The organism is Bacillus sp. SRB_331, from assembly GCF_003264175.1.
Taxonomy (GTDB): domain Bacteria; phylum Bacillota; class Bacilli; order Bacillales; family Bacillaceae_G; genus Bacillus_A; species Bacillus_A mycoides.
Genome location: NZ_NADV01000009.1, coordinates 34,284 through 54,181, shown reverse-complemented (window position 1 = coordinate 54,181; position 19,898 = coordinate 34,284). Strand labels below are relative to the sequence as shown.

Here is a 19,898-nt window from a genome sequence, read left to right as displayed (position 1 = left end):
TCTATATCCCCCCTTGTTTTCGATCTTCATTTAATACTTGAGCAATATGTTTTACATCAATTGGATAACCATTACGTGTTAAACGTCCTTTTATATTCATTAAGCAGCTACAATCCATCCCAATTAACAATTCCGCACCGGTTTCCATAATATGCTTTACTTTTTCTTCAACCATTTGCTCAGAGATTTCTGGCATTTTCACTGAGAATGTCCCTCCAAATCCGCAGCAATCATAATTATGCGGCAGTGAAACAACTTCCAGTCCCTTTACACATTTTAATAATTTTTGCGGTGGTTCCTTAATCCCCATTAATCGGCTCATATGACAAGATGTGTGAACCGTTGCTTTTTTATGAAGCTCCGCACCTAAATCTTCTTTCCCTAACACTTCAACTAGAAATTGTGTGAATTCATATGTTTTATTTCCAAGTTCAGTAGCTTTTTTCTTCCAATCTGCTTCGCTTTCAGAAAATAAGCTAGAAAACTCGTGAACCATCATAGCGCAAGACCCCGATGGTGCCACAACATATTCTGAACTGGCAAAGGCTTCAATCATATGTTTTGCAGCTGTTTTTGTTTCTTTCACATACCCGCTATTATAAGCAGGTTGTCCGCAGCAAGTTTGAGTTTTTGGAAAATCAACTTCACACCCTAAATCTTCAAGAATTTCCACAACATCTTTCCCTACTTCTGGATAAAAAATATCTGCAACACAAGTAATAAATATTGATACTTTCATATTTTGCACCCCTAAATACAGTAAAGTAAGCTCAAGCAACTTCATCTGTATATTATTGGTAAAAAAATAAAAATATGAATAAAAATAAAAAAAGCATCCTAAATGTGTAATTTAGAATGCTTTTTGTAAAACAAATTAATTTCTATTAAGCAATCGCATACGATAACAATTCATCGTTACTTCCCCAAGCCTTTGCAACAATTGATAATTCGCATATGCTCCGACCGGGGCACCGATGATTGGGACAAGCTGGAGCATTTTTGCTAAATCGATATAGTCTCGGTATTCTGTTTGGAACTTTTCCCAGTCCATATGATTTTCTTCTTCTGTATCCCACGTTTCAATCGCTTTCCATACTTCTTTTCGGTAATCGTCACTTGAAAAAGCAAGCTGGAAAACGTGAAGAATAAAAAGGCGCTCTTCTTTTTTACTCGTATCAAATCCGTACAATGTTGCTGCATCAAATAAAAATTTTATTTTAATAGTAAGTAATAACGGGAAATCGGCAAGGCCAAGGAGAATACCACCTGCTCCTGTTCCTGCCCCTTCTGCCGCTGCAACTTTTTTGTACTCATCCATTTTTTTACGTACTTCATCGTCTCTTCTTTGCAGTGACCAGTTCGTTTCTTTTAGCTTCGGTTTTATGAAGTTTGATCCAGCGCTAATTGTTTGCACCATCATCCGAATCGTTTCTGTTAGTACCTTTTGCACTTTCGCGGGCACTAGTTGTTGCACTTTCACCTGCACTTTTTTAGAGAACCGTGTCATCATAGAAGAATCTTTCATGAATGTAGCTTTCCACTGCTCCAATTCTTTTATAACCTTCTCTTCATATGTAATCATAGGTTCATTCCTTTCAGTTTAAACGCTCAATGCGCTTTGCACCGTATTGATAAACGAAACCAATACTAAATAATATGCTTACTACAAATAAAATGCCGGTCATTATGAAATCTTTCGTCGCAAGTGCAAATATAATTGTAAATACAACGCTACCAATGATAAGAATCGCATTTAATAAAGTAAGGAAATCTCTCTTCTTCTCGTCTCCCCCTACCGGATATAAATCAAGCCAAACTTTCATACGGTGATGTTTCCAAAGGGTTAAGAGCTGGTAGCCGATTAAGTATAAGAAAACAAGGCTTACGATAAAACGTCCATATAAAAATGGGATAAAGTAAAGAATAATTCCCCCAAGAACGAGTAAACGCATATATAATCCGAAATAGTTACCCGATCTTAAAAATGTTCTCGTATATAAGTATAAATATGTACGTTTCTCACCAATCATCGAAAGAATGAAATCAAGCCATTTCCTACGTGATACTCTTTCTTTTAACGCTGGTACATCAACGAACATATTCGCAATGCGGTACAGCAGCATCATTTTTTTACCTTCTTCAGAAATTAAATACTCCCAGTTTAGCGGCTTTCCTTTCACCTTTTGATGCATAACAGCAAGGTATAGTGCCATAAGAAAGACAATTACACCGGTAAAAATGAATGAAGTACGTTCTACAAGGACGTACACAAATAAGCCGTTTAAGATAAAGCGAATAAACCAATCCGCTTTTTGAACACTTTGATCTGTTAAAAATGATTTTTCCCACGCTACGAATAAATTCCACGCTTTTACAATGACAAACGCGATTACAATCCATATGTAATTGGCACCTGTTTGTTTCATTTGCTGGAAGTATAACGGGGCAAGCGCAGCTGCTACCATTGCGATTATGTATAACTGAATCATAAACGTAAAAAGAAATGCCTTCGTAAAATAAGGCTTTAACTTTTCTTCAACTGGCAGCAAATAAACGAGATCTGCTTCTTTTAATAACGTTTGGATTGATCCAGCTGTTAACACGAGGCCAAGTAAGACTGCCATAACGACCGCTGTCGGAAACGAAGGTGTTAACGTTTGTAACCATTGCTGGTAATAATACGCTCCTGCGCCGATGATAAATACGAAAATAAATTTCAAATGATCATTAAATACGTATTTACTATATGTACGAACTTCTTTTAGAAAGTGCCGAAATCGTTCTTTCCATAACGCTGTGCTATTCATAATCTTCTTCCTTCGTTAACGCAATATAAATATCATCAAGCGTTGCACCAGGCATATTAAACCCGGATTGAAGTTCTGATAATGTTCCCATCGCTCTCACTTCACCTTGATGCAAAATGATGAATGAATCACAATAGCGCTCTGCTGTCGCTAAAATATGTGTACTCATTAAGATGCCCGCACCACTCTTTTTCATTTGATCCATCATTTGAAGAAGTGATTGAATCGCTAACGGATCAAGCCCCACGAAAGGTTCGTCCACAATGTAAAGTGATGGTTCAACTAAAAATGCACTCATAATCATCACTTTTTGTTTCATCCCTTTTGAGAAATGAGACGGAAACCATTTCAAACGATTTTTCATGCGAAATTCTTGTAATAGTTGTCCTACGCGTTCTTCATATTGTTTTTCATCTACACCGTACGCCATCGCTGTTAATTTCAAATGCTCTTCTAACGTTAACTCATCATATAATACTGGCGTTTCTGGAATGAAGGAGAAACTAGAACGGTACGCTGTCATATCATCACGAATTGTTTTCCCGTTAATTGTGACAGTTCCTTTTTTCGGCTCCATTAAACCGATGATATGTTTAATTGTCGTACTTTTCCCGGCTCCATTTAAACCGATCAAGCCGACAAGTTCGCCTTTATTAACAGAGAACGAAACATTTTGCAGTACAGGTCGTTTCGTATATCCTCCTGTAACATTTTCTACACGCAATAACTCGCTCATACGACACCACTTTCTTCATTTATATTCATTCACTTTTGTAAGAAATGTATATATTCATCTTACCAAAAATCATGGTGCACTACATAGTATCGATGCCTTCAAAAAAAATTTAAATTTCTTGGCATATATTTTTACGAAAGCGGACATCATAATTAGTGAAGAAGGAACACATTGAAAAAGCAACCACCAATTGATGAGTACAACAACATAGTGAAGTCATCATGAAATGGGGTGTCCAAGTTGGACAATGAAATTTACACATAACCAGATAATTTGTTTCATTTTCGAAACGGGGTGTCTCCGAAAGAGCATATACTGTTTTAAAAAATAAACAATTTCATTTTAAAAAAAGATTGCAATTCATTTCACTTGAAAATGGGGTGTCTACGGCAGAAACTTTAGCCGATTTACCGTGCATTTCTTAAATAAATGAGGTGTCTGCGAACCGTAAATTATAAAAAATGCTTTTTCAATCCCTCTTCAGAAAAACAGGAAGCTGAGTCAGCTTCCTGTTTTTCGTGTTTGTTCTCCTATGTAATTATGGTAAAATACGGCTAAGACTATTTGAAAGGATGAGATCGATGAATCATACAGCGGACAATTGTATTTTTTGTAAAATCATTGACGGGCAAATCCCTTGCTCAAAAGTATACGAAGATGAACATGTACTTGCATTTTTAGATATTAGTCAAGTAACAAAAGGACATACTCTTGTTATTCCGAAAGTTCACAAACAAGACATTTTTGCGTTAACGCCAGAAATCGCATCACATATTTTTGCTGTCGTTCCAAAAATCGCAAATGCAATGAAAGCAGAATTTAATCCAGTTGGTTTCAACCTACTTAACAATAACGGCGAAAAAGCTGGACAAACTGTATTCCACTTCCACCTTCATTTAATTCCACGCTACGGTGAAAACGATGGTTTCGGTGCTGTTTGGAAATCACACCAAAATGAATACACAATGGAAAATTTACAAAACATCGCAAGTACAATTGCAAATAGTGTGAAATAGTGCCACTATAATAAGAAGTAATACATAATAAGCCCATTCCTCTGGCATTTATTGTATGGCTTCTTTCTTCACAAAAAATGCCGGGGGTATGATTTTTTGTGCATAGCATGTACAAGAGAGAAAAGCTCGCTTTTCTTCCCCTTGTCTTAAAGATATGCACACTTTTATACATCATGAATACGAACGAAAAATAAGGAGGTTTCCTTTTATGTCAAAAGCTAAATCCTTTATTACAGGTGTACTTTGCGGCGGAGCAGTTGCTGGACTAGCCGTTCTTTTCTCAACTCCTTCTTCTGGTAAAGCTATGCGCGGTAAGCTGAAAGAAAAAGGAACTGATATTAAAAAAACATTAGCTGATATTACAGCTGATACGAAGTTATTAAAGCGTCAAATCGTTGAAACTGCTTCAGAAGGTAAAGAAGTATTCCAAGAACTAAAAGACGATATGCATGACACGCTTTCTAACTGGAAACAAGATATTTCTCAAAACAAACGACATATCGAAAAAGAAATTTTAGACATTCAAAAGTCAATTGAGAAACTACAAGAAGCCGTTCCAGAAAAAGCGTAAACATATTCCTGCTTAGTTTTTTGCATATAACAAATATTTTTCATACGAATTAACCTTAACACGGCATATCACATAGATATGCCGTGTTTTTATGCATTTACAATATATGTTATCCCTTAACATGTAAAGACAACACATGTATTCTCGACTCATAAAACGCTTCCATAGTTATGCATGATTTGTATAGAATGTTATTTTTCCGAAAAATTTTCACAATTCTCACAAAAAGACTTTATTAATTTTTATTTTACTGGCATAATAGATAATAATGAAAAAAGAATGTTAAAGTGGGTGAGTAAATGAAAAGTGGAGAAAAAAATTACTCGGTAAAAGAAGCGATGATTTTCAGCCAACGTATTGCTCAATTATCGAAAGCGTTATGGAAATGCGTAGAGAAAGATTGGCAACAATGGATTAAACCTTACGATTTAAACATTAACGAGCATCATATTTTATCAATCGCTTATCATTTAAAAGGGGCTTCTATTTCTGAGATTGCTAAGTTTGGAGTTATGCACGTATCAACGGCGTTTAACTTCTCTAAAAAGCTAGAAGAACGCGGCTATCTTGTATTCTCTAAAAAAGAAGATGATAAACGAAATACGTACATTGAAATTACAGACAAAGGGGAAGAATTACTACTTCGCTTAATGGAGGAGTATGACCCTGAAAATAATTCTGTTTTTAATGGGGCACTTGAACTTCGTAATTTTTACGGTAAGTTCCCAGAAAATATCGAACTTATTGCGATCCTTCGCAATATTTACGGACAGGACTTCATCGATATTTTTGAGAAATCATTAGAGAATATTGAGGAGAACTTTACGGAGACCGATCAAAAATTAGTTAAGAAATAATCTATTTATCCTTTCGCAATCATGCGTAAGAATTCATTCATAAGTGGCACAAATAAGCCCTGTTTTGCTAGCGCTTCCGCAGTTTCGTGTACTTCGAGCTGATGTGGAAGCGCTTTTTCAAATTGATCTAATAGCGCATCAAACAATAGAAGGCCTTCTGCTTTCTCCACTACATATTGTTCGTTCAGTCTTTCACAAAGTTTTAGTATACGTTCAATGTCTTTTTTACGAGCTTTTTTCTTTATGATTAAAGAATAAAATGGACACTTTTCTTCATCAATCATTTTAAATAGTAGGTCTACGTAGTATTCAGCTTGTTCTAGTCTTCTTACAACGTCCATTTTCTCCCTCGCTTCCTAACACAAAGTCTTCTATTTCTGAATTTTGTAACACGAACAAAATATCGTATGATACAATATATAAAGTATATGTATTTTAGCCAAAAGGAGGTCTCGCCTCATGACTCTTATAACCGTTGTTTTTGTTGCATTCGCACTTCTTGTTATATTTTACACGAATTTCATGACACATACACTGTGTGAGCGAAAACAAATATCTGCGAGCCGCCAGCCCGGTGTCTTTCGAGTTATTAATGTATGTATTACCATTCTATTAATTTCTAGTTATGTAGAAATTATATTTCATGGAAAGTGAGGAAGGAAGCCCCTTCCTCATTTTTTTCCTCTATAAGCAAATTATACCTACTATAACTAATAAAATAAACAGTACAAGTAATAAAATAAGTTTTGAATTCATCCCCCATCCCCTCCTCTTTTCTGTATATGCGACATCCGCCCAATATGGTACCCTTTCAAAATCTGACACAAACTGGTTAAAATTTCTTTATCAATAGGAAAACCCGTCGAAATATGATATATTAAATTTTGTACATATTGCTTATACTATGAAATAAATGACACGCATCTTAACTTTATCCTCAAACCTCGGTAAGCCCTGTTAAGCGTGCTTTTACATATTAAAAAGCAAAGGCATCAGTGAGACTTAATCGGGCTCTTATGAACGAAAATAACCTATCATAAGGCGTTTCTTCATTAGTGCGGGATAAATTAAAAATACATAATAGTAGGAGTGTTTATTGAATGAAGAAAGCTATGCTTGCCTTAGCCGCAACAAGTGTAATCGCATTATCAGCATGTGGAACATCATCATCAGACAAAATTGTTACATCTAAAGCTGGTGACATTACAAAAGAAGAGTTCTACAATCAAATGAAGACACAAGCTGGTAAACAAGTACTAAATAACATGGTTATGGAAAAAGTACTTATCAAAAACTACAAAGTCGATGAAAAAGAAGTAGACAAAAAGTTCGATGAAATGAAAAAGCAAGTCGGTGACCAATTCGATACACTAATGAAACAACAAGGTCTTAAAGAAGAAACAGTTAAAAATGGCGTTCGCGCTTCATTAGCTCAAGAACAAGCAATTGAAAAATCAATCACTGATAAAGACTTAAAAGCAAAATATGAAGACTATAAGCAAGAAATTAAAGCAAGCCATATTCTTGTAAAAGATGAAGAGACTGCTAAAAAAGTGAAAGAAGAACTTGCACAAGGTAAATCTTTCGAAGAGTTAGCGAAAAAGTACTCTGAAGATCCAGGTTCAAAAGAAAAAGGTGGCGACTTAGGATTCTTCGGACCAGATAAAATGGTAAAAGAATTCGATGAAGCTGCTCGTAAGCTGAAAAAAGACGAAGTAAGTGAACCAGTAAAAACACAGCATGGTTACCATATCATTAAAGTAACTGATACTCATGCTGATAAAACTTTCGATCAAGCAAAAGCTGACATCAAAAAAGAAGTAGTTCAAGAAAAAACGCAAGATGCTCAATTTATGAACGATCTTATGATGAAAGAAATCAAAAAAGCTGACGTAAAAGTTGACGATAAAGATTTGAAAGATCTTTTCGAAGAACCAAAAGCTGACGCTAAAAAATAATGAAAAGCTCGGGCTAAGCCCGAGCTTTTTTGTATGTGCAAATACTTTTTAAATAAGAAGTAGCCCTATTTTATGTTAAATGAAATTATATCGACTTACCAACAAAATCAGACATGAGTCCCCTCTCCCCTTGTAAAAAGGAAAACAAAAAACCTCAGTTCCACCGCATACGGAACCAAGGTTTATCTTATTATCATTGATTAAATTAAAAAACTATGGTAAATTAGTACAGAAACACATTCGTCAAAAACGGTAGAATGTATTTATCCGTATCTTAATTGTACACCAAAACACATCTTCAGTCAACCTCTATTTTTCACTTTTAAAGGAGTGCTTACCGCATGAACAAAAAACTTGATCAAGAACAAAAACGATTAGATACCGTAATCGAAACGATTACGCAGCAAATTGATAAACTGGAAAGCGAAACTGGCAGACGCCGGGCAGAAGTAATCAACATTCGTAAACACTTTTGGGATGATGTAAAAGTTAACACTGATACTTTTGACGATTATCTTGAAACGGTTATCAACTTAAGACAACAAGCTCAGTCACTAGCCGTAACACAAATTACCCATAAGCACACCTTTAATCGACTTGCTGCATTACGCCGTATGCATAAAGCACCTTACTTTGGACGAATTGATTTCAAAGAAGAAGGAGAATCTGGCGCAGAACAAATTTATATAGGAGTTGCTACACTTACCGATGCAAGCGGAGAAAATTTTCTTATATACGATTGGCGCGCACCAATTTCAAGTGTTTACTACGATTATCCACCAGGACCGGCTGAGTACAGCACACCAGGAGGCGTAATCCGCGGCAATGTGGAGAAAAAATTACAATATATTATTCAAAATGGCGAGATTGATTCTATGTTCGATACGAGCCTTACAATTGGCGATGAAATTCTGCAACAAGCGCTCGGAAAAGGTACGAATAAACATATGCAAAGTATTGTTGCTACTATTCAGCGCGAGCAAAATGAAATTATCCGTCACGATGAAGGGCGACTACTTATCGTGCAAGGAGCTGCTGGTAGCGGTAAAACGTCAGCTGCCCTGCAGCGAATCGCCTACTTACTATATAAATATCGCGAATGGCTAAAAGCAGATCAAATCATTCTCTTCTCCCCTAACTCCATGTTCAACAGCTACGTATCTAACGTACTGCCAGAACTCGGCGAAGAAAATATGCAGCAAGTTACATTCCAAGAATATTTAAACCATAGACTAAGTAAGTCATTTGATGTTGAGGATCCTTACGAGCAATTAGAATATATGCTAACTGAAACGAATAGCGCAAATTATAAAACTCGAAATGCGAGCATTCGATTTAAAGCATCTACTCAATTTTTCGAGATGATTAGAGCATACAGACAATCTCTTGAATCTTCAGGCATGCTATTTAGAGGAATGAAATTTAGAGGAAAACTGATTGCCTCTGCTAAAGAAATTACAGAGCAATTTTATAATACTGATTCCTCCCTCCGCTTCCATAATAGAATCGAGAAGTTAACGGATTGGCTAAACAAACAAATAGATGCAATTGAAAAAACAGAACTGAAAAAGCCGTGGGTAGAAGAAGAAATCGAATTACTTAGTAAAGATGAATACCAAAAGGCTTATAAATATTTACAGAAAAAAGGCGAGTTTGACGACAACTCCTTTCATGATTATGAAAAAGAAACGAAATTACTCGGACGTATGATTGTCCGCAAAAAATTAAAGCCACTTCGTAAAGGCGTTCAAACACTGCGCTTCATCAATTTCACAGGTATATATAAACAACTCTTCACAGATGCGTCATGGGTTACTGGAGAAAAACCTAAAGAATGGGACGAAATTTGTTCATTAACTGTGAACATGTTAGATGAAGGAAAGCTACATTACGAGGATGCGACTCCATTTTTACTTTTAAAAGAATTAATTGAAGGCTTCCAAACGAACAGAACAATTAAGCACATACTCGTAGATGAAGCGCAAGATTACTCTCCGTTTCAGTTCGAGTTTTTAAAACGTCTCTTCCCTGCCGCAAAAATGACAGTGCTCGGAGACTTTAACCAAGCAATATTTGCCCATGCGAGTGAAGCAGTGAATTTCAATACACTTACTAGCTTATACGGACCAGATGAAACGAACGGCATCAACTTAACTCGTAGCTATCGCTCAACAAAACCGATTATTGAATTCACACGCTATCTCGTACCGGAAGGAAAGAATATTAACGCCTTTGAACGTGACGGCGAGAAACCTACAGTGACTAAAGTTTCTGATTACAGCGAACTGCATGATCGTATCACTTCTAAAGTTGCTGAACTACAAAAACAACAGCACAATACGATCGCAATTATATGTAAATCCGCAGCTGAAAGTGCCGCTGCCTACGAAGCACTCAGTCATATCGAGAATATTAAACTTGTGAAAAGTAACTCAGCCGAGTACGAGCAAGGCATCGTCGTTATCCCTGCTTATTTAGCGAAGGGTATCGAGTTTGATGCTGTTATTATTTACGATGCTTCTAAAGATGTGTACAGTGATGAAAGCCTACGTAGATTGTTCTACACTGCTTGTACACGCGCAATGCATGAATTGCAGCTTTATAGCGTTGGTGAGGTTAGTCCTTTTGTAACGGGGGCTGCTTCGGAGAGTTTTGAATGTATAACGAAAACACCTTGATTTTTATCAAGGTGTTTTTTTCATTCTAAATGAAATATCTTTACGCCGATATACACTCAGCACAATCCCCATTATAAATGCGTGAAACAGAGCTGGTATCAATCCGTAGCTAATAAAAGGTAATGATATAGAAACACGTGGCAATAATCCTAAAATCATGCCAACGTTATAAATAAAATGGACTACAAAAAGAGTCACTCCGCCAACGAGAAGCAGTTTACCATAACCATCATTTATTTTATAAGCTATGTTCATTATTCTTACTGCAAAAAGAGAAAGAATCAAGACAAGAACAAGCGCAAGCACATATCCATAGTAGTAAGTCAAACTCGCGAATACAAAATCAGTATGTGCAGCAGGGATAGACTTTATATTTCCATATGTACCAAACCAACCTGCCGACGACATTACCTCTTTTAAACGTAAATCCCATAGATCATGCTCCGGGTTTAAAAACCCTAAAATTCTAGCTATCCGATATTCTTTTACGGCAGACCAGGAAAGTAAATCCCTAATAATAAAGAAACAAATTGGTAACATTGTAATGAGCCATGCCGTTTTCTTTCCTAACTTACTCCACCAAAGCATAACAAATACCATCGTAATATAAATGAAAATTGGTAAAAGAATTGATGTCGTTAAAAATAGATATAAAGAAAATACGTACAGCATGAAAAGATGTATAAATTTTAATCTACTGTTATTAAAAAATGAAGCCCAGGCTAGAAAAAAGAATGGTATCGTCATTAAACAGTCAATTTTGATGGGACCAATTTTTATGAGCGCTTCCCCATTCACGTAACCACTTGGAAAACATTTTAACGTTAACAGAATAAGTACTCCGATTGTATAAAACAGCCATCCAAGCCTCTCTAACTTTCGATAATCAATTAGCATTATCCCAACAGCTGTTGCAATGCCGAGAATAACAAAAATTACTTTGTTCATTAATAAATCATTCGTATGCCCAAGAGCTATTATTGGCAAAAACCCTAACCCCATAGCAGCCACTAATAAAATAATTAAGAACCAATCAACCTTTGGCTTATGAAGTTTGTTAAGTTCCCTGCCAAGCTTGATCGGACTTCCCATTTGTTCCACAGCTTTATTTTCAGCAATTTCCTCACTTAATCCTTTTTCTATCCACGTGTTCTTCGCCTGTTTTAAGTGAAAATCTAGTTCGGTTGCTACAAAGCTCTTTGCTTCTTTTGATTTAATATGATTCGTAACTTCGCTTACAAAACGATCCCCTTTTTTATTCAATTTCGCCTCACTCCTGTACTAAGTCTTTTAATATAAATTGTACCTTCGTAGTATTTTTTTCTGCCTTTCGCAACATCTTGTTTCCTTTATCATTTAATTGATAATATTTAGCTCCTGAATGATCCCAACTTGATTGGATAAAACGATTCTGTTCTAGACGATGTAATACAGTATATAAAAACCCTTCATTCCCTTCGAATTTTCGAATCCCTCTCCCTCGTAGTAGCTGTGACAATTCGTATCCTGTTTTTTCATTACTGAGGAGTTGTAAAATCGCTAACGAGATGTCCTCTTCCTTTTCGTGTGATGCATTGATTTTTTCGCGCACCCGCTTTCGGTGTTGATCAGAAAAATTCAAATGTTTAAACGTTGTATTCTCCATTGATTTTCGCAGGCCTTTTAATCGATCTTCCATTTGATTATTCCTCCAATCCTTTCTTCAAAAGCTCCTTCGCTTTTTTCAGTCTCGTTTTTATCGTGTTTTCTTTCACTTCTATTACAATAGCAATCTCTTTAATTGATAGTTCTTCATAATAAAATAGATAAATGACTTCTCGATATTTTATCGGTAAATTCATTACTGCAGAAGCCAGTTCACGGTCCTTCGCATTTTGAATAACAGTTTGTTCGACACTATCATTTTGAACCCCAATATAAGCAGCTTCACCCTCTGTCACGATCACCTTTTTGTTATACCAACTTTTTATGTAGTCCTTACATTGATTAATCGCAATTCTCCACAACCACGTTTTCACATTCGATTTCCCTTTGTATGTATGAAGAGATTTATAACATTTCACAAATATATCTTGCGTTAAATCCTCAGCGACTTCTTTATTATTCACATATGAATACACAAGCTGTAAGACTTCTTGTCCATACTTGTTCATTATTTCATCGATAAGGAGTTCCTTATCTTCTATTTCAAACGCTTCTACCGTTAATTCATCCACATCATTTCCTCCTTCCCATTTATTAGACGACGCACTGTATGGAAAAGTTTTATAAATTCATAAAAAAACGGTTGGAAATGTCCATACCGTTTTGTTAAACCTTTATTTCAAACTTAATTCTCTTTACGAAGAATAAACCTTTTATTATGATACAACACTTTAGTTGAGATTTTAGCGCATTCATAATAAAACAAAAAACCACCTAAAGGCTCCCCTTCAGGTGGTTCTCTATTTTACGCTAAAGCAGCTGCTTGCTCTTGTTGATCTACAGGAATTACAGCATCGCTTAACGCTTTTTCTAATTCAGCTGTGTATTTCATTTGCTCTTCTTTGCTCCAGCCTAGTTTCGCAGCCATGTAGTTGATTACTGCTTCTTTCCACTCGTATACCCAGTGGATGTTGAAGAATACAGCGCCTCTGCGGCGTACGAAGAAGTCAACTGGTTTCGCTGTCATTTCGTAATCCATTGCGTATACAAGCGGGATTAGAACGTCTAGCGGCATGTTGTATTCTTTCGCTTCGTCTTTATGTTTTTTCGCTAAGTCAAACAGTACGTCAACGTTAGAGCCGTAGAATTTCGCGAATTTTTCCGCTTGTGCTGTCGTTAAACCATATTTCGTACCTTCGCCTGCTTTTCTCGCAACAAATGCCGGGAATCCGTGCGAACCACTTACATGACCACCAGAGATTGGCATATGTTTCGTATCGCTCTTCTTATATGCGCTATGGCCTTCTTTTTGTAATAGATTCGTTACGTAGTCTACTACCATTTCAGCCATTTTGCGGTATCCTGTTAATTTACCGCCCGCGATTGTAATTAAACCAGATTCAGAAGTCCAAATTTCATCTTTACGAGAAATTTCAGATGCATTCTTACCTTCTTCATAAATTAGCGGACGTACACCAGCCCAGCTTGATTCCACATCTTTTTCTGTAATTTTCACGCTTGGGAACATGTAATTAATCGCATTAATAATATATGTGCGATCTTCTGTTGTCATGTGTGGTACAGCTGCGTCTTTATCATAGAACGTATCTGTTGTACCTACGTACGTTTTTCCTTCGCGAGGAATCGCGAACACCATACGTTTATCTGGTGTATCAAAGTAAATTGCTTGCCCTAATGGGAAACGTTTTTGGTCAATTACTAAATGCACACCTTTTGATAACTGAAGTACTTTCCCTTTTTTAGAGTTATCCTTTTCACGAAGTGTATCTACCCAAGGACCAGCTGCGTTTACAATTTTCTTACCGTAAACTTCATACACTTCTCCGTCTAGTAAATCGATTACACGTACACCGCATACTTTTCCATCTTTATATAAGAAACTGTCTACTTTTGCGTAGTTAACAGCTTTCGCACCATGTTCAATCGCTTCTTTCATTACTTCAATTGTAAGACGCGCATCGTCTGTACGATATTCTACGTAGTAACCGCCGCCTTTTAATCCTTCTTGTTTTACAAGAGGCTCTTTATTTAGCGTTTCTTCACGGTTAAACATCTTTCTGCGCTCGCTTCGTTTTACACCTGCTAAGAAGTCGTATACACGAAGACCAATTGATGTACTGAATGACCCGAACGTGCCGCCTGTATGGAACGGAAGTAACATCCACTCCGGTGTTGTTACATGGGGACCGTTCTCATATACGATCGCACGCTCTTTCCCCACCTCTGCTACCATTTTCACTTCAAGTTGTTTTAAATAACGTAAACCGCCGTGTACAAGTTTCGTTGAACGACTTGATGTACCTGCTGCAAAGTCCTGCATTTCAAACACAATCGTTGATAAACCGCGTGTTGCCCCATCTAATGCAATACCAGAACCAGTAATACCTCCACCAATTACGATCACATCTAACTCTTGTTTATTTACTCCATTTAATACGTCTTTACGTTGTTTACTTGAAAATTTCATGGTAATTCCTCCCTTTGATAACGAAAAAAGAGACCACAAGCTCCGCTATAGATTTCGCCTCTATAGCGTGTTGTGGTCTCTCCAAATCTCCTACCGAATTATTAACTTGTCATCATTATAACACTGTTTATGATTATTTGAAAGCTTTAGTTGCTTCAATTGCTTTTTTCCATCCAGCATATAGCTCTTCGCTTGTTTCCGCTTCCATCGTTGGTTCAAAGCGTTTGTCCATATGCCACTGTGCTTTAATTTCATCTTGGTTTTTCCAGTATCCAACCGCAAGACCAGCTAAGTATGCTGCACCTAAAGCTGTCGTTTCATTGATCACTGGACGCTCTACAGGAACGTCTAAAATATCACTTTGGAACTTCATTAAGAAGTTATTTTTAACTGCTCCGCCATCAACGCGTAATGTATTTAGTTCAATACCTGAATCTGCTTCCATTGCGCATAGTACATCTTTCGTTTGGTATGCTAAAGATTCTAGCGTTGCACGAATGAAATGCTCTTTCGTCGTACCGCGTGTTACACCAAACATAGCGCCGCGTACTTCACTATCCCAATACGGTGTACCTAGTCCTACGAATGCCGGTACTATGTATACACCTTCAGTTGATTCAACACGGCTAGCGTACACTTCGCTCTCGCTCGCATCTTTAAACATACGCAGTCCGTCACGTAACCACTGAATTGCAGAACCAGCTACGAAAATACTTCCTTCTAATGCGTAATTCACTTTACCATCTAAACCCCATGCAATTGTTGTTAATAGGCCATGCTCAGAAGCTACTGCTTTTTCGCCTGTGTTCATTAACATGAAACAACCAGTTCCGTAAGTGTTCTTCGCCATACCTTCACCGAAACAAGCTTGTCCAAATAATGCTGCTTGCTGGTCACCAGCTACACCTGCGATCGGTACATTTTGACCGAAGAAGTGATAATCAATTGTTTCTCCATATATTTCAGATGATTGACGTACTTCTGGAAGCATGCTCTTTGGTACTGTTAACATGTCTAGAAGCTCATCATCCCACTGTAAGTCGTGAATGTTAAACATTAATGTGCGTGATGCATTTGAGTAATCTGTTATGTGCGCTTTACCGCCAGACAATTTCCATACAAGCCATGTATCAATTGTTCCGAATAATAACTCGCCGTTTTCTGCTTTTTCTCTTGCACCTTCAACGTTATCTAAAATCCATTTTACTTTCGTACCAGAGAAGTATGCATCAATTAAAAGACCTGTTTTTTCGCGAACCATCTCGCTATAACCTTTTTCTTTTAACTCATCACAGATTTCAACTGTTTGACGAGATTGCCATACGATTGCGTTATAAATTGGTTTTCCAGTCGTTTTATCCCATACAACCGCTGTTTCACGTTGGTTCGTAATACCGATACCAGCGATTTGTTCTGGCTTCACATCTGCTTCACTTAAGCAAGTTGCGATAACCGCTAAAATAGATCCCCAAATTTCTTGTGCATTATGCTCAACCCAGCCTGGCTTTGGAAAATGTTGTGTAAACTCTTTTTGAGCTGAATGAACGATTTTTCCTTCTTTATTGAAAAGAATTGCGCGTGAGCTTGTTGTTCCTTGGTCTAATGAAAGAATATATTTTTTCATATCAGTTTCCCCCTATGCTACTTTTCTACTATTTGTAGTAGCTCCACTTTTTTTACTTGTCATATAAGAGATTGCTAGTACAATCACAGTTGTAATAATCACATAAATAAGTGCTGAATTTTGTTTTCCTTCAAATACAACTTGATGGAATAATCCTGCAAGTGATCCACCTAGAATTGGACCAACTACTGGGATCCATGCATACTTCCAGTTTGAACCGCCCTTTCCTGCAATCGGAAGGAAGAAGTGTGCAATACGCGGACCTAAATCACGAGCCGGGTTGATTGCGTATCCTGTTGTTCCACCTAATGATAAACCAATACTTACAATTAAGAAACCTACGATAAATGGATTTAAACCATCTGCAAATTTATTTGCTCCAATTGCTAATATACCAAATACTAAAACGAATGTTCCAATCATTTCACTTAAAAGGTTTGTAAATGTATTCGGAATTGCTGGACCTGTTGCAAATACACCTAACTTTGTTCCTGGATCTTCTGTTTCTTTCCAGTGTGGTAAGTAATGTAAATATACAAGAACTGCCCCGATAATTGCCCCAATCATTTGTGCTGCGATATACATAGGTACATCACTCCATGGGAACGCTCCCTTAAACGCAAGTCCTATCGTTAAAGCCGGATTCAAATGTGCCCCACTAATTGATCCAACTGCATACGCTGCCATAGCAACCGCTAGACCCCAACCCATTGTAATTACAATCCAACCAGAATCTTTCGCAAACGATTTCTTTAAACTTACACCAGCGCAAACACCGCCACCAAGTAAGATTAACAACGCAGTCCCTATTAATTCCCCTAAAAATGCTGACATAAAATCCCTCCACAATCAATTTAAATGCTTTCGAAAAGTGATAGAGGTAAAATGAATGGCCATTCGTTTTTTTCAAAAGAAAAAGATCCACAGCTTACATGCTTCTATATAATATATATAGAAACAATAAAATGTGGATCTCTTCTTTTCTCCGTCACGTTTATTAACTTGTCTATAATGTTAACCCTTAATGAAAGCGGTGTCAACAGAATTTTTTTCACATTTTCGTCACTTTTTTTGGTAATGTTTCCATAGTTCTTTTTTCGATGTCGTAATTGCTGTCGCACCAGCATTTAACGCTCTTTCAACGTCTTCTACCGTTCGAATAAAACCACCTGCTAAAATTGGTACACCTGTACGCTCTTTCACCTCAGCAATGACACCCGTTAACGCACCAGGAAGCACCTCTATATAATCCGGCTTCGTCTTTTCTAGCAAATTACAGCTCTTTTCCATTGCGCTAGAATCAATTAAAAAGATGCGTTGAATGGAGACGACACCTTTTTGCTTCGCCTTCATAATTACGCTCGCCTTTGTCGATAATAACCCGTACGGTTTATATTCTTGGCATAAAAACTCCGTCGCATGCCCATCACTTTGTAATCCATGGATCAAATCCACATGTAAAAATACTTTTTTATTATGCTGCTTCGCGAGCGACACAACACTCTTCAATTGACCGACATGAATATCTAAAATAACAATATACTCATACGAACTATGTAATAGCTTCTCCAAATCTTTAATTTGCCTCACTGCCGGCAAAATCTTTTGCTCATGAAATTCCATTCTAAACGTCCCCTTCCTATCTATCCTTTATAGTACACAATTTGGGTGAAAAGAACAGCTAGTGTAGGGGATTTCTTACAAATCTTTCTCTTATCTATATATTTTCTTCAACTTATCAGAAACCGTACCACCTATAATCATTAATAGGAGCGGTAAAAAATTCATTACATATGGTGCATCTGCGACAATTGTAATGCTTGCTCCTGCAAACTTATTTAACGCCCATACAACGATTTTTGTAATAAACAAAAATACCCCAGCATGAATAGACCATCAAAGAACACCTTCCATTTTGGATGCGCTAATTGTTTACTATCTTCAATTACTTTCTGCGTCAACTCTTCATCACTCCTCAATAACTCATCAATTGTAATACCGAACAGATCACTTAAATGAATAATAATTTCAATGCTCGGATAGTTCTTTCCCGTCTCCCATTTCGAAACAGACTGCCTACTTACATGAATTTTTTCAGCCAAATCATTTTGCGACCAATTTCTTTTTTCCCTTTCTTCTTTTAAACGTTCACTAAAAATCATACTGTGTTTATCACCTCTCTATGTCTAGTATGGTCAAATAAATGATGAAGAGTAAAGCTAGTTATCGTTGCGTAACCTGTGCAACTTGTGCGTTACAGCGTAATGCACGCTATGTAATATGTCGATTTCATATATTTTTCTTCTATAATAATTTCCCGAACAATAATACAATGAACGGATGACTAGATTAAGCATAAAAAAATACGCCATCCCTTCTTATCATTCTCCAGAAAGAATAACGTAAAGTTTCATTTTTAAACATTTTCATCAAAAAGAAAAGAAGCTAACAATAAATTGTTAACTTCTCAGCTGAAAGTAAAATATTATCTTTCCTTATCTTCTAATATCTAGGTTGTGATTGAATATTTGTAAGATGAACATCAAACATATCAATGATTTCAAGAAATCTATCAGCTTCACGGAAAACATGGTCTGCTAATAACGGATGAATGATACTCTTTATTTTACATTGCTCAATTAAATCACGTGCTGTTTTCTTAAAATCCCGAAGAGATGTAACGGACACACGATTTTGATCTAAAAATTGATCTAAAAGAGGGACTGTTTGGGATTGTGGTTTCATAGATTCTAAGTCAATTGCTTGATACATCAATTCATCAAAATCATTGCTAAAATTCCGTGCTGTGTCTACAAGCTTTCTTTCCGATGGATCAAGAAGATGACCAATAAATTTAGCATGGTCTGCCATAATCCTTAAAAAGAAAACATTTTCTTTAATAATAGCATCAGGAAGGGCATCTAATTTCCCTTCATTTAATTGTATTAAACGTTTTCTAAAATAGTCAGCTTCCCTACTTGTATGGTCGACTAACAGTGGAAAGTTATTTTGTCCTGGCAATTTACATGTGAGAATTAATCCTAAAATTTTTCTTTTAAATCCCCAAATATTAGTTGCGGCTTGTTGTACTTCTGAATTAAATCTTTTTATTTGCTCAGGATCTGTTTCATTTGTATAGGAATGCGCTATTTGTTCGATATGTTCAAACAATCGATAAAATTGATTAGCCTCTTCAATTAGTTGAGTATCCTCGCATCTAAACCCTAAGCGAAGAAAAAAAGAATGCTCCTTCATGATTCTAGACCAAAAACGAATTTCATTTAATGAACGCTCAACAAACATTACAGATGTAACACCTGTATCAGGATGTAATGATGTTTCATCCCTATGCATTGTTAATCCCCCCTGTAGATACTGCGCTAGTTCCATTCTTATGAGGAAACATATATATAAATACCATTAATAAAAGTTCATGATGAGTCTCGTATACATGTAAAGTTAAATTTATATAACCTGCTCCCCCAGAAGAAAAAGGCTACCACCTAGATATAAAGTTCT

At 36.6% G+C, this 19,898-nt stretch carries 19 protein-coding genes and 1 pseudogene; 6 read left to right on the top strand and 14 right to left on the bottom strand.

Going from position 1 to position 19,898, the window contains the following annotated elements; translation table 11 throughout:
- Window position 1: 1 nt before the first annotated feature.
- The 4 genes from B5P42_RS07910 to ecsA form a co-directional block, all read right to left on the bottom strand.
- Entirely contained in the window at window positions 2–739 is a 738-nt protein-coding gene (locus tag B5P42_RS07910; protein WP_002150070.1) for a (Fe-S)-binding protein, read from the bottom strand.
- Window positions 740–874: 135 nt separating this feature from the next.
- Window positions 875–1,582: an ecs operon protein EcsC gene (ecsC, locus tag B5P42_RS07905; protein WP_002011122.1), complete on the bottom strand. Its 708-nt coding sequence runs from the start codon at window positions 1,580–1,582 to the stop codon at window positions 875–877.
- A 13-nt stretch (window positions 1,583–1,595) separates the two neighbouring features.
- Window positions 1,596–2,807 carry an ABC transporter permease gene (locus B5P42_RS07900; protein WP_113733956.1) on the bottom strand — a complete coding sequence of 404 codons (1,212 nt, stop codon included), beginning with the start codon at window positions 2,805–2,807 and terminating at the stop codon, window positions 1,596–1,598.
- Window positions 2,800–3,543, bottom strand: a complete 744-nt coding sequence (gene ecsA / locus B5P42_RS07895; protein WP_001292616.1) for an ABC transporter ATP-binding protein EcsA — start codon at window positions 3,541–3,543, stop codon at window positions 2,800–2,802. The genes B5P42_RS07900 and ecsA overlap by 8 nt, the downstream gene beginning before the upstream one ends.
- 581 nt (window positions 3,544–4,124) lie before the next feature.
- Between ecsA and B5P42_RS07890 the strand changes: the two genes are divergently transcribed.
- The 3 genes from B5P42_RS07890 (at window position 4,125) to B5P42_RS07880 (ending at window position 5,987) form a co-directional block, all read left to right on the top strand.
- On the top strand, window positions 4,125–4,559 hold the full coding sequence (locus B5P42_RS07890) for an HIT family protein (protein ID WP_001016832.1): 435 nt from the start codon (window positions 4,125–4,127) through the stop codon (window positions 4,557–4,559).
- A gap of 208 nt (window positions 4,560–4,767) precedes the next feature.
- Window positions 4,768–5,130: a YtxH domain-containing protein gene (locus B5P42_RS07885; protein WP_002011120.1), complete on the top strand. Its 363-nt coding sequence runs from the start codon at window positions 4,768–4,770 to the stop codon at window positions 5,128–5,130.
- Window positions 5,131–5,429: 299 nt separating this feature from the next.
- The gene (locus B5P42_RS07880) at window positions 5,430–5,987 is read left to right on the top strand and encodes an HTH-type transcriptional regulator Hpr (RefSeq protein WP_002011118.1); all 558 of its coding nucleotides are present in this window, start codon (window positions 5,430–5,432) and stop codon (window positions 5,985–5,987) included.
- Window positions 5,988–5,992: 5 nt separating this feature from the next.
- On the opposite strand, the gene B5P42_RS07875 is transcribed toward B5P42_RS07880, so the two are convergent.
- Window positions 5,993–6,328 (bottom strand): YhaI family protein, encoded by a 336-nt coding sequence (locus B5P42_RS07875; protein WP_002087170.1) that lies wholly within the window; start codon window positions 6,326–6,328, stop codon window positions 5,993–5,995.
- A 118-nt stretch (window positions 6,329–6,446) separates the two neighbouring features.
- On the opposite strand from B5P42_RS07875, the gene B5P42_RS07870 reads away from it, so the two are divergent.
- From B5P42_RS07870 to helD, 3 genes are all read left to right on the top strand, one after another.
- Window positions 6,447–6,641, top strand: coding sequence for a hypothetical protein (locus B5P42_RS07870; protein ID WP_000172693.1), 195 nt, complete (start codon window positions 6,447–6,449; stop codon window positions 6,639–6,641).
- A gap of 446 nt (window positions 6,642–7,087) precedes the next feature.
- On the top strand, window positions 7,088–7,945 hold the full coding sequence (prsA, locus tag B5P42_RS07865) for a peptidylprolyl isomerase PrsA (RefSeq protein WP_113733955.1): 858 nt from the start codon (window positions 7,088–7,090) through the stop codon (window positions 7,943–7,945).
- A 341-nt stretch (window positions 7,946–8,286) separates the two neighbouring features.
- Window positions 8,287–10,623 (top strand): RNA polymerase recycling motor HelD, encoded by a 2,337-nt coding sequence (helD, locus tag B5P42_RS07860; RefSeq protein ID WP_113733954.1) that lies wholly within the window; start codon window positions 8,287–8,289, stop codon window positions 10,621–10,623.
- Between the two features lie 6 nt (window positions 10,624–10,629).
- Here helD and B5P42_RS07855 read toward each other — a convergent pair whose 3' ends face one another.
- The 9 genes and pseudogenes from B5P42_RS07855 to B5P42_RS07815 all read right to left on the bottom strand — a co-directional run bounded on the left by B5P42_RS07855 (window position 10,630) and on the right by B5P42_RS07815 (window position 19,733).
- Window positions 10,630–11,886, bottom strand: a complete 1,257-nt coding sequence (locus B5P42_RS07855; protein WP_113733953.1) for an FtsW/RodA/SpoVE family cell cycle protein — start codon at window positions 11,884–11,886, stop codon at window positions 10,630–10,632.
- 7 nt (window positions 11,887–11,893) lie between these two features.
- The gene (locus B5P42_RS07850; protein WP_113733952.1) at window positions 11,894–12,301 is read right to left on the bottom strand and encodes a PadR family transcriptional regulator; all 408 of its coding nucleotides are present in this window, start codon (window positions 12,299–12,301) and stop codon (window positions 11,894–11,896) included.
- Between the two features lie 4 nt (window positions 12,302–12,305).
- Window positions 12,306–12,839 carry a sigma-70 family RNA polymerase sigma factor gene (locus B5P42_RS07845; protein ID WP_113733951.1) on the bottom strand — a complete coding sequence of 178 codons (534 nt, stop codon included), beginning with the start codon at window positions 12,837–12,839 and terminating at the stop codon, window positions 12,306–12,308.
- 233 nt (window positions 12,840–13,072) lie between these two features.
- The gene (glpD, locus tag B5P42_RS07840) at window positions 13,073–14,755 is read right to left on the bottom strand and encodes an aerobic glycerol-3-phosphate dehydrogenase (protein ID WP_113733950.1); all 1,683 of its coding nucleotides are present in this window, start codon (window positions 14,753–14,755) and stop codon (window positions 13,073–13,075) included.
- A 133-nt stretch (window positions 14,756–14,888) separates the two neighbouring features.
- Window positions 14,889–16,379, bottom strand: coding sequence for a glycerol kinase GlpK (gene glpK / locus B5P42_RS07835; protein WP_002011107.1), 1,491 nt, complete (start codon window positions 16,377–16,379; stop codon window positions 14,889–14,891).
- Between the two features lie 12 nt (window positions 16,380–16,391).
- Window positions 16,392–17,213 (bottom strand): glycerol uptake facilitator protein GlpF, encoded by an 822-nt coding sequence (gene glpF / locus B5P42_RS07830; protein ID WP_002030197.1) that lies wholly within the window; start codon window positions 17,211–17,213, stop codon window positions 16,392–16,394.
- Between the two features lie 228 nt (window positions 17,214–17,441).
- Entirely contained in the window at window positions 17,442–18,002 is a 561-nt protein-coding gene (glpP, locus tag B5P42_RS07825; protein ID WP_000394293.1) for a glycerol uptake operon antiterminator GlpP, read from the bottom strand.
- A 90-nt stretch (window positions 18,003–18,092) separates the two neighbouring features.
- A pseudogene (locus B5P42_RS07820) lies at window positions 18,093–18,541 on the bottom strand (helix-turn-helix domain-containing protein).
- 340 nt (window positions 18,542–18,881) lie between these two features.
- Window positions 18,882–19,733, bottom strand: a complete 852-nt coding sequence (locus tag B5P42_RS07815; protein WP_000554485.1) for a DUF2935 domain-containing protein — start codon at window positions 19,731–19,733, stop codon at window positions 18,882–18,884.
- Window positions 19,734–19,898: the final 165 nt, after the last annotated feature.

What these genes read in the sequence shown, in the direction of transcription:
- ecsC (WP_002011122.1), bottom strand. Translation starts at nt 1,582, where the DNA reads ATGATTACATATGAAGAGAAGGTTATAAAAGAATTGGAGCAGTGGAAA.
- B5P42_RS07815 (WP_000554485.1), bottom strand. Translation starts at nt 19,733, where the DNA reads ATGCATAGGGATGAAACATCATTACATCCTGATACAGGTGTTACATCT.
- B5P42_RS07885 (WP_002011120.1), top strand. Translation starts at nt 4,768, where the DNA reads ATGTCAAAAGCTAAATCCTTTATTACAGGTGTACTTTGCGGCGGAGCA.
- helD (WP_113733954.1), top strand. Translation starts at nt 8,287, where the DNA reads ATGAACAAAAAACTTGATCAAGAACAAAAACGATTAGATACCGTAATC.
- B5P42_RS07910 (WP_002150070.1), bottom strand. Translation starts at nt 739, where the DNA reads ATGAAAGTATCAATATTTATTACTTGTGTTGCAGATATTTTTTATCCA.
- B5P42_RS07870 (WP_000172693.1), top strand. Translation starts at nt 6,447, where the DNA reads ATGACTCTTATAACCGTTGTTTTTGTTGCATTCGCACTTCTTGTTATA.
- B5P42_RS07900 (WP_113733956.1), bottom strand. Translation starts at nt 2,807, where the DNA reads ATGAATAGCACAGCGTTATGGAAAGAACGATTTCGGCACTTTCTAAAA.
- glpF (WP_002030197.1), bottom strand. Translation starts at nt 17,213, where the DNA reads ATGTCAGCATTTTTAGGGGAATTAATAGGGACTGCGTTGTTAATCTTA.
- B5P42_RS07890 (WP_001016832.1), top strand. Translation starts at nt 4,125, where the DNA reads ATGAATCATACAGCGGACAATTGTATTTTTTGTAAAATCATTGACGGG.
- ecsA (WP_001292616.1), bottom strand. Translation starts at nt 3,543, where the DNA reads ATGAGCGAGTTATTGCGTGTAGAAAATGTTACAGGAGGATATACGAAA.
- glpP (WP_000394293.1), bottom strand. Translation starts at nt 18,002, where the DNA reads ATGGAATTTCATGAGCAAAAGATTTTGCCGGCAGTGAGGCAAATTAAA.
- B5P42_RS07875 (WP_002087170.1), bottom strand. Translation starts at nt 6,328, where the DNA reads ATGGACGTTGTAAGAAGACTAGAACAAGCTGAATACTACGTAGACCTA.
- B5P42_RS07880 (WP_002011118.1), top strand. Translation starts at nt 5,430, where the DNA reads ATGAAAAGTGGAGAAAAAAATTACTCGGTAAAAGAAGCGATGATTTTC.
- prsA (WP_113733955.1), top strand. Translation starts at nt 7,088, where the DNA reads ATGAAGAAAGCTATGCTTGCCTTAGCCGCAACAAGTGTAATCGCATTA.
- B5P42_RS07850 (WP_113733952.1), bottom strand. Translation starts at nt 12,301, where the DNA reads ATGGAAGATCGATTAAAAGGCCTGCGAAAATCAATGGAGAATACAACG.
- glpD (WP_113733950.1), bottom strand. Translation starts at nt 14,755, where the DNA reads ATGAAATTTTCAAGTAAACAACGTAAAGACGTATTAAATGGAGTAAAT.
- glpK (WP_002011107.1), bottom strand. Translation starts at nt 16,379, where the DNA reads ATGAAAAAATATATTCTTTCATTAGACCAAGGAACAACAAGCTCACGC.